The organism is Gordonia jinghuaiqii (assembly GCF_014041935.1).
Classification (GTDB): domain Bacteria; phylum Actinomycetota; class Actinomycetes; order Mycobacteriales; family Mycobacteriaceae; genus Gordonia; species Gordonia jinghuaiqii.
The window spans coordinates 4106562-4121650 of sequence record NZ_CP059491.1; the positions used below are offsets into that span (position 1 = coordinate 4106562).

General features: G+C 66.2%; 14 protein-coding genes. 2 read left to right on the forward strand and 12 right to left on the reverse strand.

All coding sequences use genetic code 11. The annotated features are described in order from the left end of the window. Nucleotides 1–2: 2 nt before the first annotated feature. The 11 genes from H1R19_RS18275 to H1R19_RS18325 all read right to left on the reverse strand — a co-directional run bounded on the left by H1R19_RS18275 (nucleotide 3) and on the right by H1R19_RS18325 (nucleotide 12381). Nucleotides 3–1289 carry an acyl-CoA dehydrogenase family protein gene (locus H1R19_RS18275; RefSeq protein WP_219849749.1) on the reverse strand — a complete coding sequence of 429 codons (1287 nt, stop codon included), beginning with the start codon at nucleotides 1287–1289 and terminating at the stop codon, nucleotides 3–5. 64 nt (nucleotides 1290–1353) lie between these two features. Continuing rightward, entirely contained in the window at nucleotides 1354–2553 is a 1200-nt protein-coding gene (locus tag H1R19_RS18280; protein ID WP_219849750.1) for a thiolase family protein, read from the reverse strand. Then, nucleotides 2550–2996, reverse strand: coding sequence for a Zn-ribbon domain-containing OB-fold protein (locus H1R19_RS18285; RefSeq protein WP_219849751.1), 447 nt, complete (start codon nucleotides 2994–2996; stop codon nucleotides 2550–2552). The genes H1R19_RS18280 and H1R19_RS18285 overlap by 4 nt, the downstream gene beginning before the upstream one ends. Before the next feature lie 119 nt (nucleotides 2997–3115). Next, on the reverse strand, nucleotides 3116–3475 hold the full coding sequence (locus H1R19_RS18290; protein ID WP_219849752.1) for a nuclear transport factor 2 family protein: 360 nt from the start codon (nucleotides 3473–3475) through the stop codon (nucleotides 3116–3118). Nucleotides 3476–3556: 81 nt separating this feature from the next. Continuing rightward, on the reverse strand, nucleotides 3557–4000 hold the full coding sequence (locus H1R19_RS18295) for a Zn-ribbon domain-containing OB-fold protein (protein ID WP_244970748.1): 444 nt from the start codon (nucleotides 3998–4000) through the stop codon (nucleotides 3557–3559). Next, nucleotides 3997–5187 carry a thiolase C-terminal domain-containing protein gene (locus H1R19_RS18300; protein ID WP_219849753.1) on the reverse strand — a complete coding sequence of 397 codons (1191 nt, stop codon included), beginning with the start codon at nucleotides 5185–5187 and terminating at the stop codon, nucleotides 3997–3999. Before H1R19_RS18300 ends, H1R19_RS18295 begins: the two co-directional genes overlap by 4 nt. Next, nucleotides 5187–6413: a CaiB/BaiF CoA transferase family protein gene (locus tag H1R19_RS18305; RefSeq protein ID WP_219849754.1), complete on the reverse strand. Its 1227-nt coding sequence runs from the start codon at nucleotides 6411–6413 to the stop codon at nucleotides 5187–5189. The genes H1R19_RS18300 and H1R19_RS18305 overlap by 1 nt, the downstream gene beginning before the upstream one ends. A 1-nt stretch (nucleotide 6414) precedes the next feature. Further along, nucleotides 6415–7713: a CaiB/BaiF CoA transferase family protein gene (locus H1R19_RS18310; RefSeq protein ID WP_219849755.1), complete on the reverse strand. Its 1299-nt coding sequence runs from the start codon at nucleotides 7711–7713 to the stop codon at nucleotides 6415–6417. A gap of 96 nt (nucleotides 7714–7809) precedes the next feature. Next, nucleotides 7810–8589 carry a tyrosine-protein phosphatase gene (locus tag H1R19_RS18315; RefSeq protein WP_219849756.1) on the reverse strand — a complete coding sequence of 260 codons (780 nt, stop codon included), beginning with the start codon at nucleotides 8587–8589 and terminating at the stop codon, nucleotides 7810–7812. Continuing rightward, nucleotides 8586–9527: a DUF7065 domain-containing protein gene (locus tag H1R19_RS18320; RefSeq protein ID WP_219849757.1), complete on the reverse strand. Its 942-nt coding sequence runs from the start codon at nucleotides 9525–9527 to the stop codon at nucleotides 8586–8588. Before H1R19_RS18320 ends, H1R19_RS18315 begins: the two co-directional genes overlap by 4 nt. Before the next feature lie 118 nt (nucleotides 9528–9645). After that, nucleotides 9646–12381 (reverse strand): PEP/pyruvate-binding domain-containing protein, encoded by a 2736-nt coding sequence (locus H1R19_RS18325; protein ID WP_219849758.1) that lies wholly within the window; start codon nucleotides 12379–12381, stop codon nucleotides 9646–9648. 192 nt (nucleotides 12382–12573) lie between these two features. Here H1R19_RS18325 and H1R19_RS18330 point away from each other — a divergent pair, with 192 nt between their 5' ends. After that, nucleotides 12574–13368 (forward strand): SDR family NAD(P)-dependent oxidoreductase, encoded by a 795-nt coding sequence (locus H1R19_RS18330; RefSeq protein ID WP_219849759.1) that lies wholly within the window; start codon nucleotides 12574–12576, stop codon nucleotides 13366–13368. Between the two features lie 142 nt (nucleotides 13369–13510). After that, a complete protein-coding gene (locus H1R19_RS18335) occupies nucleotides 13511–14311 on the forward strand; it encodes a FadR/GntR family transcriptional regulator (RefSeq protein ID WP_219849760.1) in 801 nt (266 codons plus the stop codon). Between the two features lie 4 nt (nucleotides 14312–14315). Here the strand turns inward: H1R19_RS18335 and H1R19_RS18340 are convergent, their stop codons facing one another. After that, the gene (locus H1R19_RS18340) at nucleotides 14316–15089 is read right to left on the reverse strand and encodes an amino acid ABC transporter ATP-binding protein (RefSeq protein ID WP_223204909.1); all 774 of its coding nucleotides are present in this window, start codon (nucleotides 15087–15089) and stop codon (nucleotides 14316–14318) included.

The window sequence follows — 15089 nt, forward strand, 5'->3', positions numbered from 1 at the left end:
GATCAGTCCTCCCCGAACAGGCCGGCGAACTTGGACTCGGCGTCGGCGCGCAGCGCCGGGATGTGCCGCGTCGGGAAGAGGCCGGGTGCCGGAGCGGCGTTCTTCAGGAGCTGCTTGGCGAGCTGGATCTTGTGGAGTTCGGTCGCTCCGTCGGCGAGTCCCATGTGGAACGACTCCATCACCCACGACCCGAACGGCAGCTCGGTGGAGATGCCGAGCGACCCGTGCAGCTGGACCGCTCGGCCCGCGACGTCGAGAAGCACCTTGGGCATGGCCGCCTTGACCGCGGAGATGTCCGCGATGACCTTGCGATAGTCCTTGTAACGATCGATCTTCCACGCCGTCTGCAGGACCAGGAGGCGGAACTGTTCCAGCTGGATCCACGAGTCGGCCAGCATCTCCTGGACCATCTGACGGTCGGCGAGGGTGCCCGTGCCGCTGCGGCGGCTGACTGCCCGCTCGACCATCATGTCGAGCGACTCGCGGACCAGACCGACGGTACGCATCGCGTGATGGATGCGGCCGCCGCCCAACCGTGTCTGCGCGACCGCGAATCCCTGTCCGCGCTCGCCGAGGAGATGGTCGGCGGGGATGCGGACGTCGTGGTAACGGATGTAGGCGTGCGTGTCGCCGATGGCCTCGTGCCCCGAGACGCCGACGTTGCGGACGAGCTCGATACCGGGCGTGTCGGCGGGGACCACGAACATCGAGGCCCGGTGATGCCGGTCCGCGTCGGGGTCGGTGACGGCCATGACGATGAGGAACGACGCGAACGAGGCGTGCGAGGAGAACCACTTCTCGCCGTTGATGACCCAGTGGTCGCCGTCGAGTTCGGCGCGGGTCACGAAGGCCGTCGGGTCCGATCCGCCCTGCGGCTCGGTCATCGAGTAGGCCGAGACGATCTCGTTCTCGATGAGCGGCTCGAGGTAGCGCTCCTTGAGTTCCGGGGTCCCGTAATGGGCGAGGATCTCGGCGTTCCCGGAATCCGGTGCCTGACAACCGAAGACGACCGGACCCGAGTGCGTGCGTCCCAGCATCTCGTTCAGGAGGGCGAGCTTCAGCTGGCCGTAACCCGGTCCACCGAGTTCGGGGCCGAGGTGGCAGGCCCACAGCTTGCGTTCACGGACACGCTGCTGCAGCGGCTTGATGAGCGCATTGCGACGGGCGTCGCGGACGTCCCACGCGTGGTCGATCACCCGGTCGACCGGCTCGATCTCGGCCCGGACGAACTCGTCGACCCAGTCCAGATCCTGCTGATACTCCGGGTCGGTTTCGAATCCCCAGCTCATTGTGTGTCCTCACTCGTGCGCATCCGGATGGAGCGCATCCGGTTGATGAAAAGAACGGAAGTCCTCAGCGGGCCAGAACCGCGCAGGCACTGATTCCCGGAGCCCCGTAGACGTGGGTGAACCCGGTTTTCGGATCTCCCGGCACCTGGCGTGCGCCGGCCTGACCACGCAATTGCAGTGCCGTCTCGTAGATCTGGCGGAGACCGGTGGCACCGATCGGTTCGCCGTTGGCCAGCACACCGCCGTCGGTGTTGATCGGCATACGTCCGCCGAGTCGCGTCTCACCGTCGGCCAGCAACTTCTCCTGCTCACCGTGAGTGCACAGTCCGGTCTCGGCCATGTGCATGATCTCGGCCCCGGACTCGGTGTCCTGCAGCTGCGCGACGTCGATGTCGGTCGGCGCGATGCCGGCGCTCTCGAACGCCGCGCGCGACGCCTCCACCGTCGGTCCGTCGGCCATCTCCGGGCTCGCCCACGGGCTGTAGACCTCGAACGAACCGAAACGCCGCGACCGGAACTCGACCGACTTCAGGTGGATCGGATTCGAGGTGTACCGGTGGGCACGATCGGCCCGCGCCAGGACGAGCGCGACCGCACCCTCGCCCGGCGAGCAGAACATGTACTGGGTGAGCGGGTAGTTGATCATCGTGGAGGCGGCGATCTCCTCGACCGTGAGTGGCTTTCGCCGCCAGGCGTTCTCGTTGAGCGCACCGAGCGAGAAGGCCTTCTCCGCAACCAGGGCGAGTGACTTCTCGCTGATCCCGTGGTCGTACATGTACCGCTGGATCTTCATGGCGAAGAACTGCGTGGTCACCATCATCCCGGTGGACCCGTACCACTCGCCCAGTCCGAGGGTGGCCGGGTCCTCGTTGAACGCGCCACGCGGATGCTTGTCGAATCCGACGACGATGCCGAGGTCGTGGGCTCCGGAGGCGATCGCGTTCCGTGCGCTGATGAGAGCCGAACCTCCGGTGGCACAACCGTTGTAGACGTTGATGAACGGCAGGCCGGTGAGTCCGAGGTCGGCGACGAGCGTGTCTGCGTCGCCGGCGGAATGGCTTCCGCCGAACGCGAACTGCATGTCAGACCAGGCCACGCCGGCGTCGGCCAGCGCATTTCGCACGGCGACGGCGCCCTGCTCGCGTCCGCTCCGGTCCGGGGTCCGCCCGAACGGATGGATACCGATTCCGACGATCGCGACGCCGTCGCCCGCTGCCGATGGCTGCTCGGAGGACTGCCGCTCGGCGCTGTTCTGGGTGCTCATGACAGTTCCCCTCGGTGTTCGGGCCCGAAGGCGAAGGTGTGGACGCTGCGGCCGTCGTCGTCGAGGTGGGCCGGGACGAGCCGGAGGCTCATCGTGTCGCCGTTGTTCAGGGCCGACGGGTCGTTCACCGTCAGACGAGACTCGACCCGCACCGGCCCCAGGTCGACGTATCCGAGCCCGTACGGTTCGAACTCGCCGAGTCCCCGGTACGGCGACTTCGGCTCGAAGCCCTGCACCGTGAACGCCCACAACGTGCCCGTGCGAGGCAGCTTCACCGGCTGCATCCCCGCCGCACTGCAGCGTGGGCACCCCTCCTGAACGGGGAAGGTCACGGTCTCACAGTGGACGCACCGCGCACCGACGAGGCACACGTGCCCTTCCTCGTCGACGGCGAACAGCGACTCGTCGACCACCTCGACGCCGGCAACCTCGTGGACGGTCATCGTTTCCCTTCACCCACCGTGGCCGGCACCGCGCCGACCGCCCTATATGACACCCATCACCCTATTCCTCATGAGGAGTTTGTCAAGCACGCAGCGGGACAATCCTCCTGATCAATCGGCTACTGGCCTTTGTCGAGGTACTCGCGCATCTCGGTGATCAGTCCATCCGGGTCGACGTCGCAGACCACGCATGTGTGCCGGACGAGAATCCCACCGTCGCCGGTGACGGATCGGACGGTGTGCTCTTCGACGAATCCACCGTCGAACACCTGCCGGCGGATGTCGAGGTAGGTGTGCCGGGTGGTGCTTGGCCCAGTGGTCCCCATGTGCGCGGCGACCGCCGCTGCGGCACGCGGTTCTCCACCGTTCTGGACGATCACCGCGCCATGGGCGAAGCAGTCGAGGAAGTCGTCGGCGTCGGCCCGTTCGATGGCACCGAACACTGCGTGTGCCAGGCCCTCATGTCGCTCCGTGCTCATCGGTTCTCCTCTCGGACACCCCGCTCCCGCGGACGGAAACGCGCAGACCGACAGCGCCGGTCCGCGCGTTGAACATGGTGTTCAGGTGTCTGCGGGCATCCAGTCCGGGATCGTCACGCCGCCGACCGAGATGAACTCGGCGACCATCGGCATCCCGACGGCCAGTTCCGGGCGCCCGTCGAGATGCCCGAGCAAGCGAACCCAGGGAACCTCCTCGAGGCCGACGAGAACGCACGTGTAAGGAACCGGGAAGTCCGGGTGTACTCGGTGTTCGACCACCGTCCAGGAGTGCAGCACCCCGCGCGGTGCGACCTCACGCCAGGACACCGAGTGGCGACCGCAGTCGGCGCAGAAGGAGGACGGGAGATGAATGATCCGGCGACATTCCGCGCATTCGGCCACCACGAGGCGACCCCCGGCGGCTGCCTCGAAGAATCCACGTGTATCGGGGTCCTCGGTGACCGGCGGGAGACCGGAACGGACTCTCCGAGCCGCCTGCGCTCGCGGTGTGGACATGTCGGTCATGACGCCACCAGCATCAATGCGCTCGCGCCGGGCGGCGGCGCCGAGGTCACCAGCGACACCCGTGCGCCTTTGCGCTGGGAGGTCGATGTCCCGCGGATCTGCCGGACGCCCTCGAGAACGTGATTGAGTCCATGGATGTAGCCCTCCGAGAGGTTTCCGCCGGCCGTGTTCACCGGCAGTCGACCCCCGGGGCCGAATTGTCCGGTCGCGCAACGATCCACGGCTTCCCCCGGCGCGGCCAGACCGTAGTCCTCGAGTTGGAGGAGTGCGGTGATCGTGAAGCAGTCGTAGATCTGCGCGACGTCGACGTCGTCGGGTCCGATTCCGCTGCGGTCGTACAGTTTGGCGGCGCATTCCCGCGACGGCCAGGCGGTGATGTCGGGACGCATCAGGACCGGGTACATCATTCCCGGCTGCACGTGGCTGCCGGTCGCCTGGGCGACACCGGCGATCGCGGCCGGCACACCACGTAGATCACGGGCACGTTCGGCCGTCGTCACCACGACCGCGCAGCCGCCGTCGGTCTCGAGACAGAAGTCGAAGAGACGCAACGGGTCCGCCAGCATCCTGGAATCGAGATACGCATCGATGGTCATCGGACGTCCGGCGAACACCGCATCGGGATTGGCATTGGCGTGCGTTCGGCAGCCGACTGCGAAACCGCCCAGGCCCCGCGACAACCGATCGTCGTCGAGCCCGTGGTCGTGCGCATAGCGGCGGGCAACCATGGCGAAGAACTGTCCGGGCGTCTGCATCCCGTAGGGCGCGAAGAACTCCTCGAAGGTACTGTTCCCGCCGGCCGCCACGGCCTCACCCGCGCCGAGCCCGAAGCGTTTGCCCGACCGGCCGTTCAGCGACCGGTAGACCAGGACGGTGGTCGCGAGTCCCGCGCTGATCGCGGCGACCGCCTGGCCGATCATCGCCGCGGGGCCCGAGCCGCCGGGGCCGTTCTCGCCCCAGTAGTCGATGTCCCCGACCCCCAGCACGTGTGCAAGAGCCGGCGCCGACACATCGTCCATGTCGCACCGCACGATGCCGTCGACATCGGCGGGGGTCAGTCCCGCGTCGTCGAGCGCAGCGCGTGACGCCTCGGCGGCGAGGGTCAGGACCCCGCGACCCGAGTCAGAGCTGAACTCGGTGGCGCCGATGCCGACGATCGCGCATGCCCCGGGCTTCCACGCGGACATCAGGCCCTCGCCGACTGGACGCCGGTACCGGCGGCGACCTCGGCCCGCACCGCGTCGGTGTGCTCGCCGAGTCGCGGAGCGCGGCCGGGCCGCGACGAGAAGGCCGAGAACTGCCATGGCGCACCGGGATAGGTGATGGTTCCGCCTTCGCCATCGGGTACCTGGGTGAAGAACCCCCTGGCGGCGAGCTGGGGATCGGCGGGCAGTTCCTCGAAGGACTTGAGCGGTCCGACGGGCAGGCCTCGTCGTTGTCCCTCGTCGTAGGCGGTGGCCGAGTCCTGGATCATGAAGAAGACCTCGATCATCTGCTGGATGTGACCGAACTGCTCCTGGCGGTACTCGAGCGAGTCATACTCCGGTTCGACGAGATCTGCGGCGACGCCGATCTCGTCCATCCACGACACCAGGGCCCTCCACATGTGCTGGTCGGCCAGGATCAGGGCGAGGTAGACGTAGGCGCCGTCGGCGCATTCGAACAGTGCCGGCTGGGTCGGAACCGGTTGTGCATGTCGGCAGGTTTGCCGTTGGACAACGGCTTTCGGATAGAACCAGTACGGGTTGGCCAGCTCGCCGCTGACGGCGTTGGCGCCGTGGATCGACACGTCGAGGATCTGTCCCTGCCCGCTGCTCTGTCGTTCGACGAGGGCGAGCATCGCCGCCATATAGGCGAAGATCGCACCCAGCTGATAGCCCTGATTGCCCCCGGGGCGGATCGGCGGAATCGAGTGGTCGTCGTAGCCGCAGCTGTTCAGCAGACCACCCGCTGCCAGGGCGACGAGGTCGCTCGTCCGATACCCCGCCCACGGGCCCTTGAGACCGAACGGCGAGATCACCACGAGGATCAGACCGGGATTGCGTTCGCGCAGTGCGTCGAACGAGGCGCCGAAGCGTTCGACGGCCTCCTCGCGGTCGACGATGAGCATGTCCGCGCGACCGCAGAGCGCCCGGACCACCGCGATGTCGTCCTCGTCGGCGGAGTCGGCCACGATGCTGCGCTTGCTGGTTCCGTACGACCAGAACTCGAGGCTTCGGTCCGGGTTGTCCTCGCCTCCGATGAAGGGACCCTGATGCCGACTCGGTGCGCCGCGTGGCGGTTCGACCTTGATGACATCCGCACCGAGATCGGCGAACAGCTTGCCGGTGTACTCCCCGGCCGGATCGTCGATGAGTTCGACTACGGTCAGTCCCTCGAAGGGGCGAGTGCCGGATTGGTGTGAAGCGTTCATGTCAGATGACTCCCGCCGCCGACAGGTCGGCGCGCTCGGCCTCGTCGAGACCGAGGATGGTTCCGAATACGTAGTCGTTGTCCTCGCCGAGTAACGGCGCCGAACGCCAGTTGTCGGGTCCGCCGCGTTCGAACTCCACCGGGACGCCCTCGAACTTGGCGGTCCCGATGACCGGGTGGTCGAGCTCGAAAAATGTTTCGTACTCTGCGATTTGGGGATCGAGGCGGTCGAGGTCAGCCGAGTTCTGGACCGCACCGCAGGCCACACCCACCGCCTGCAGAAGGGCCATGACGTCGTACTTGTCGCGAGATCTCGTCCACTCCCCCACGTACTCGTCGAGCGCGTCCTGGTGAGCGAAACGGCAAGCCTGGGTGGCGAACCGGCTGTCGGCACTCCACTCCGGGTTCCCGAGGGCGGTGACGAAGCCACGCCAGTCCTGCTCGTCGAAGACCGCGATGGCGACCCACTGGTCGTCTCCCGCGGTGGGGTACACACCATGTGGTGCGGCCTGCGGGAACTCCAGGCGGTTGCCGCGCGGGAAGTCGGGTCGCCGGCTCGGGCGGTCGTTGACCAGCGTGTCGAGCAGATCCGCGCCGAGGAGATTGACACCGACCTCCGTTGCGGAGACATCGATCTCGGTTCCCTCACCGGTGCGGTTGCGGTGGTAGATCGCCATCAGGATCGCCGCCGAGTTGTAGTAGGCGGCCTGATTGTCCATATAGGACAGTCCCCAGCCGGACGGCTCGCGGCCGGGCAGACCGCTGTTGAAGGACAAACCGCTGACCGCCTGGATGACCGGCCCGTAGCTGCGGTAGTTCCGGTACGGACCGCTGTGGCCGTATCCGCTCATCCGTGCGTAGATGACGTCCTCGCGCAGCGAGCGGAGGTGTTCGTAGGTCAGCCCCCACTTCTCCATCACGCCGGGCGCGAAGTTCTCGGTGACGACCGAGGACGCCTTGATCAGTTCGTCGGCGAGTTCGCGGCCCCGCGGCTGCGACATGTCCAGGGTGATGCCGAGTTTGTTGCGGGCGTAGTTGTTGAAGAGCCCGCCCTTCTCGGGGTCCGGATTCGCGTCCTCTTCACCGTAGGAGCGGACCTCGCCCTTGTAGATCGGCAGACGGCGCGGCATGTCGAGTCGCTTGCGGTTCTCGATCTTGATCACCTCGGCACCGAAGTCCGCGAGGAGCCTCGTGGCGACCGATCCGACTCCCATCCAGCAGAAGTCGGCGACGCGAACACCCGCCAGCGGACCACTACGTGTGCGCGGCTGGCGGTTCGCGTCCTGAACGCGGTCGGTCATCGCCCCTCACCTTCCTTTCGAGTCGTGACACCAATCACTGTATTCCTCATGATGAAACTGTCAAGTCGAATGGCGCAGCGGTCACGGAGGAATCGCTCACTCCAGCAACAGATCTTTCAGACGGTTGCGTCGCCGGGCGTCCATCCCGCAGGGGCCGGCGAGGAACTCGTCGAATCCCCCGAACTCGTCGCGGATCGCGTCGAAGGACGCCTCGAGATACTCCGGCAGCGCCGAGCTCTCATGGAGCTCCTCCGGAGTGATGATCGGATCCGGCAGCTCGTCGAGCCACACAACCATCGAGTTGAACAACCGGTCGGCGGTGAAGAACTCCTTGGTCAGCAGGTAGTCACCGAGAATGGCGTCCCATTCCACGCCGAGCGTGGCCAGGATGACCGCCGTGACGAACCCCGTCCGGTCCTTGCCTGCCACACAGGAGACCACCAGCGGACGACGCTGCGGGTCCTCCAGCGAGTCGAAGACGCCCCGCATGCTCTCCCCGAAGGCACTGGGCATCTGCTCGGCGTTACCGAGCAGGACCTCTTGGATGTACTCACCGGCGGTGTCGGCCAGGACACGCCTGATCAGATCCACGCCCGCCACCCGCGCATCCGGGAGCGTGGCGACCGGGATCTCATGCGGCCGTTGGCCGTCGGGCCAGACGATGGGCGCCCGCTCGACCTCGCCGGGACTGCGGAGATCGCAGATGGACCCGATGCGCAGTTCCGCGAGTTGTTCTCGCCCCAGATCGGTGAGGCCGGCGAGTGACTCCGTGCGGTAGAGCACGCCGTCGCGGACCCGTCGTCCGTCCGTCGTCGGGAGCCCGCCCAGCGAACGGAAGTTCGCAACGCCGTCGAGGACGATCGTCGGCGAGCTCATCGCGCCGCACCCCGTCCGAGCGCGGCCTCCATGGCGGGAGTCAGCGACTTGAGTTCGGCGACCTCCAACAACCCCGTACCCAGGCGTCCTCCCATTTCGAAGACGGTGAGTCCGTCACCGGCGAAGAACCCCTCGTCGTGGCTGTTCGCGTCGGCAACCACCGAGCGCCCCTGCACGTGGTATCCGCGGCCGTCCGTCGTCCAGATCCTGGCATCGCAGCCCGTCGGACTGTAGCCGTCGTCATCAACGGACATCCCGAACGAGACCCGCTCGACGGCCCGGAATCCGTTGTCATACACATAACCCGAGACACGGCTGCCCGCGTCTGTGACGAAACCCGCCACCGACATGAACAGGTCGTCGCCGAAGGTCGCACAGATCCAACGGTGCGACCTCAGACTCGACCAGCTGCGCGGACCCCACGAATGGTCCTGAAACGCCCAGGTGGAGAACTCGGTCTCCGTCCCACCGGTGGACACCGTGCCGGTCACCCGGCCGAACGACTCGTAATGGCTCGATCCGATCTGCACACCCTTGCCGTCGAGGCCGAACGCGAACGGATCGGTGAACGCCTCGTAACGGACCGTCGCGGTCAGATCACTGTCGGGATAGGTCGCCGTCACGTCGTAGGCTCGCAGCGGCTCGACAGTGGTGATGTCGAGGCCCCCGAGTGTGAGATCGGAGAGATCGCCGTCCGGAAGCGGCAGGGTCAGCGACTCGAAATGCCCGGCGACCTTGTTGTCCACGACGGTCCAGTTCCAGACGTCGGCTCGCCCCCTTGGGGTTTGCAGCCCGAGATGGTAGTTCCCGCCGATACCCGTGCCCGGATCGTAGAAGGTCAGGTACCAACTCTCCTGAAAGCTCTCCTCCCCGGTCGGCTCATGCGAGCCGTCGTGCACCCGGTCGGAGTCGGCGGTCAACAACGTGACGTTCCCCATTCTGGGTTCGTCTCCTTATCTGTGATCTGGCGATGAAAGTCGAGAGAGCCGGACGCCCCGCCCTGTCGGCCCCACCTGGTCGGCAGGGTTGTCGTCAGGGCGGGACGGGGGGGTCGGCTCAGGCGCCGGCGCCGACCTCGAGGGCCTCGGCCACCGGCTCGTCGACCAGGATGTCGACCTGGCCGGTGGTGCCGTTGATCCGGACGCGCGCACCATTCGGGATCAGTCGCATGCCGCCGACGAGCTGAACGGCGGGGATGCCGTGTTCGCGGGACAGGCACGAGCCGTGCGCGAGCATGCCGCCGGTCTCGATGATCAGGCCGCCGATGATCGAGAACACCGGAGCCCAGCCCGGGTCGGTGGCGTTGCACACCAGGATCTCGCCCGGCTGCAGTTCGGCGATCTGCGACATGCTAGGCATGACGCGGGCGACACCCTCGATCACGCCACCGGAGGTGCCGATGCCGGTGAAGTGGTTGCCGCCCTCGGCATCGTCGGATTCCTCGGCCACCGGGTCGTTGCCGCGGAGCAACATCGGCGGGGTGAACATCCGGCTGTTCATCTTGTCGAAGGCCTTGCGACGACCGGAGATCTTGGCGCGCACCAGCTTCTCCGGCTGCCCGCCCGCGAGCAGGGCGAACAGTTCGTTCTCGCTGAGGAAGAACGCGTCCTCGACCGTGTCGAGCAGACCACGCTCGACGGCTCGGCGACCGACCTCGAGGAACGCCTTGCGCTTGGCGAAGGTGATCCGGTCGATGTAGTGCCGCCAGTCCTCACGCAGCACGAGGAAGTCGATGACCTCGTCGTAGAGGAACTTGAAGACCTGCTGGGCGACCTTGCCGAAGCGGGACTGCCCGATGAACTCCATGACCTCGGCGAAGGCCGCCTCGCGCTTGGCGATGACCCGCTGTTCCTGCTCGGCGGGCGTCGTCGGGTTCGCGACCTGGAGGTACATGCGGAATGCCTCGTAGTCGATGTTCGCGTCGTCGGCACGCCGCGTGAAGTAGATGTCGCGGTCGGCGTGGCCGCGGTGACCGTGCTCGGCCATGAAGGCGTTGTACTGCTCCAGGAAGCCTCGGCCCTCCGCGGAATCCTCGAGCGCGGTGAAGAACTCGGGACCCGGGTTCTCGTCGAAGATCCGGCGAAGCTCGCCCGAGTTGCGGATCAGTTCCGACAACCGGAAGAACTCGTGGGTCTCCTGGCTCTGCAGGTTGGTCGGCAGACCGCTCATCAGCTCCTGGCCGATCAGCGCGTTGGTGCCCTTGTAGTACTTGGCGACCATCTGGCCGAATGCACCGAACACCATCAGATTTTGTACATGCGTACCGACCCACAGCGAGTCCATGAAACGGATCGCCTGTTCCTGCAGGTTCCGCTCGTAGCGATGCAGTGCGTCGTCGGACAGGTTGCGCAGCTCGGCGTCCTGCAGGCCGTTGGCCTTATCGATCTCCTCCGGAGTGAAGATGAACCTGCGCGCGTTCTTCTTCCAGTTGTGGAAGGCCGAGGTCGGCGACGAGTTGATCGCGCAGATCATCCGGAACCATCGCTTGACGTCGAGCGGCTCGGCAAGCGTCTTGACGCGGATGTCCTCCGGGATGTTGAAGCTGCCGCCCTCACGGACCGATCGCGGGAGCGCGTACCGCTGGAACGGCTCATCCCAGTCGACGCTGTAGTAGGCAGTACCGAACTTGTACTTGTAGGTGCGCTTGTTGATGAGGTCGCGGAAGCCGGCGAGCTCGGTCAGGCGCATGATGCCCTCGTGAGACTCGCGCGCACGCACCGAGTAGAACAGCGGGGTGATGCCGCCGGTCCAGTACTGCTCGGAGTACTTGAAAGTCCACAGGGCGTCATCGTCCTCCGGGACCAGCTGCCAGTCATCGACGCATTCATCCCAGGTGAAGTCGACGCCGGTGATCGGACGAGCCTGGAGCAGGTAGAACTTGCCGCCGGCGTAGCCCCACTCGATGTCCTGGGGCAGACCGTCGTAGTGACGCTGCACTTCCCGACCGAGGGCCGCGAGTTCGGCGATCTGCTCGTCGGACAGCGCACGACGGCCGCGGTCGGCCTCCGGGGTGTCCTTGGTCTCGGTACCACTCCCCGCGGCACGCACCGAGATCGTCAGCGCCTTGTCCCCGATGTGCGTACGGCGCAGGGACAGGTCGCCGCCCGAGACGACGTATTCGTCCGGGGTCACGATGCCGGACACGATGGCCTCACCGAGGCCGTAGCTGGCATTGATGACCAGCTCGTCGGTGCGCGCGTTGAGCGGATTGGCGGTGAACATGACGCCGGACAGCTCCGAGGGCACCATCGTCTGGACCACGACCGCGATACTGGCGGTCGCATGGTCGAAGCCGTTGGACTTGCGGTACGAGACCGCGCGTGCGGTCCACATCGAGGCCCAGCAGTCGCGGATGGCCTTCAGGACGTCGTCGACCCCGACGATCTCGAGAAGGGTGTCGTGCAGGCCGGCGAAGCTGGCGTCGGCGGTGTCCTCGGCGGTACCCGACGAACGGACGGCGACGCGGATGTTGTCGCCGAGTGCGGAGTACGCCCGGGCAACCTCGTCGCGCATCGCGGCGGGAATCTCCACTGCCTCGACGACCTGGCGGATCTCGGTGGTCACCTGGTCGAGGTGGGCGATGTTGTCGTAGTCGATGCCCGCGACCAGCGAAACGATGCGTTCGGTTACGCCCGCCGATTCGAGGGCCAGGCGGTAGGCCTCGGTCGAGACGACGAATCCGCCCGGCACATCGAAACCGGCCGTGACCAGTTCGGCAAGGTTCGCGCCCTTGCCGCCGACCAGGGCGGTCTCACATCGCGCGCGATCCTCGAACGGCACTACATACTCCACGGCTTCTCCTCTGGGTGATCGAATGTGGGGGATCAGAGTGGTGCACATCACTCGATGACGGCGATTCAACCCCGTTCCCAGCCGGGGTGTCAAGAGTTCCTACTGAGGAATTTTCAGAACGGCTCAAATTCATCGGTATGTTTTTCCGAGATGGGCTAGTCTTCGCCTCGACCCCCGAGAAAGGAACATCGAATGAACACCAGTAGCGACTCCGGGCGCGTCGCCCTCGTCACCGGCGGAACCGACGGCATCGGCAAGTCGATTGCGTTGGCGCTCTTGCATTCCGGAGCCCGCGTCGCCGTCACAGGCCGACGCGTGGAAAAGGGCCGCGAACTGCTGGACGCGGCCGCCGCGGGTGACCGGCTGATCTTCGTGGAATCCGACGCCCTCGCCGACGGAGAGCCCGAACGGGTCGCCGCACACGTGCGGGACACCCTGGGCCGGGTGGAGATCCTGGTGAACAACGTGGGCGGTGGAACCGGCGAGTACGGGCGCATCGACACGATCGACCCCGGGGCCTTCCGACGCGGATTCGACCTGAACGTGATGACCGCGGTCACCATGACCGGTGCGGTGCTGCCGCAGATGATCGATGGCGGATGGGGCCGCATCCTGATGGTGGCGTCCGTGGAAGGCAAACTACCCACCCTTCCCGGTATCGGCCCCTACGTGACGGCCAAACACGCGCTGATCGGTCTCGCGAAGTCGGTCGCCTTCGACTGCGGAGAACTCGGCATCACCTGCAACACGCTGTGTCCCGGTTACGTGGAGATCCCGACACGCGTGCGCACGCAGTCGTCGTCGGCGGGCAAGGCCAACACGGGCCGCTACTCGAATCCTCAGCAGAATTACCAAGATCTGACCAGGACCGGCCGGCATGCGACCCTGGATGAGGTCGCGCACGCCGCCTTGAGCCTCCTGGGCGAGCACAGTGGCGCGATCACCGGAACCACCCTCAACGTCGACGGTGGATCGTCCCCGTACTGATCCGCCGCCCCGTCGAGCATCGGTTTCGTTTACACGTACGGAATTCCGAAGTCCGGGTCGGTTCACCACGTAGTGTGCAATCCGACTGCGAATCCCGACTGCGACTCGCTGACCGCCGCCACCGAATGAGAAAAGATCGACGATGACACGCGAACTGGCCCGCACCGGCCTCCCGATCATCTACAACCCCGGAGAGATGCATTCCTCGACGAGGTCCGAGACAACGCGTGCCCCGAAGGCGTCGGAAACCACTGCCGCGGCGATCGTCTCCGACATCGTCAGCCTCGGCCTACGACGCGGCGACCGACTCCCCGCCGAGAGCGACATGCTGACCAACTACTCGGTCAGCCGCGAGACCCTGCGCGAGGCGCTGCGCATCCTCGAGGTCCAGGGGCTGATCACGCTCAAGCGCGGTCCGGGTGGAGGCCCGTTCGTGAGCGCGCTCAACGCGTCTTACCTCGCGCGCACCGCGACGTTGTACTTCCACCTCGCCGGCGCAACGTACGACGAGGTCTTCGACACCTGGAAGATCCTCGAGCCGCAGCTGTCGGCCAAGGTCGCCCGGCTGGAGGACCGCAAGTTGAAGGAGGCCGCCTTCGCCAGGTTCCTCGACTACGACGTCGAAGAACACGAGAAGAGCGAGATCTTCAGTGATCTCAACAACTTTCACGCGGTGATCGCCGAACTCACCGGCAACCGCGTACTCACCTTGCTGACCCAGGCCATCGACCACATCGTCGTCGAGCACGTCCTCGGGGCGGGCCGCGACACCATCCCCGAGGACGACGCGATGAGCCACCACCACGCCGACATCGCCAAGGCGATCATCGCGGGCCGCCCACGTAAGGCCGAGAAACTGATGCACGATCACATCAGCGAGGTCGTCGAACGGTTCCGGGAACGTCACCCGGACCGGTCCGACGAGCTCGTTCAGTGGATGTGAGCCGCTACAGCACCTGAGACAGGAACGCTCGCAGTCGATCTGACTTCGCGTCGTCGAAGACCTGGTTGGGTTCGCCGGTTTCCACGACCTGCCCGTGGTCCATGAACAGGACGTTGTCACTGACGTTGCGCGCGAATCCCATCTCGTGGGTGACCACGACCATCGTCATGCCCTCGGCCGCCAGGTCTGCCATGAGCGCGAGTATGCCCTTGACGAGCTCGGGGTCGAGTGCGGACGTGGCCTCGTCGAAGAACATCACCTCGGGCGTCATCGCGAGAGCGCGTGCGATGGCGACACGCTGCTGCTGGCCGCCCGACAGCCGGGCGGGGCGCACGTCGGCCTTCTCGGTCAAGCCGACGATCTCGAGCTGACGCATCGCGACCTCGCGCGCCTCGTCCTTGCTCAGTCCCTTCAGCTTCCGCGGTCCGAGCGAGACGTTGTCGACGACGGTCTTGTGCGGGAAGAGGTTGAAGTGCTGGAACACCATGCCGATGCGGCGGCGCAGTTCGTCCGGATTGTCCTTCAGCACCGACCGGCCGTCGAGCAGGATGTCGCCCTGGTCGGGTTCGTGCAGCCGGTTGAGCACCCGCAGCAGGGTCGACTTACCCGAACCCGACGGCCCGATGACGGTGGTCGTCGTGCCTGCGGCGACCCCGATGTCGACACCGCGCAACACGTGGTGTTTTCCGAAGGACAGGTGCAGGTCGGTGCCGGTGAGCGACACCGCTTTACGTGTGGCGGTGGTGGTGCCAGGCCCGGACTGTTCGGATTCAGACAT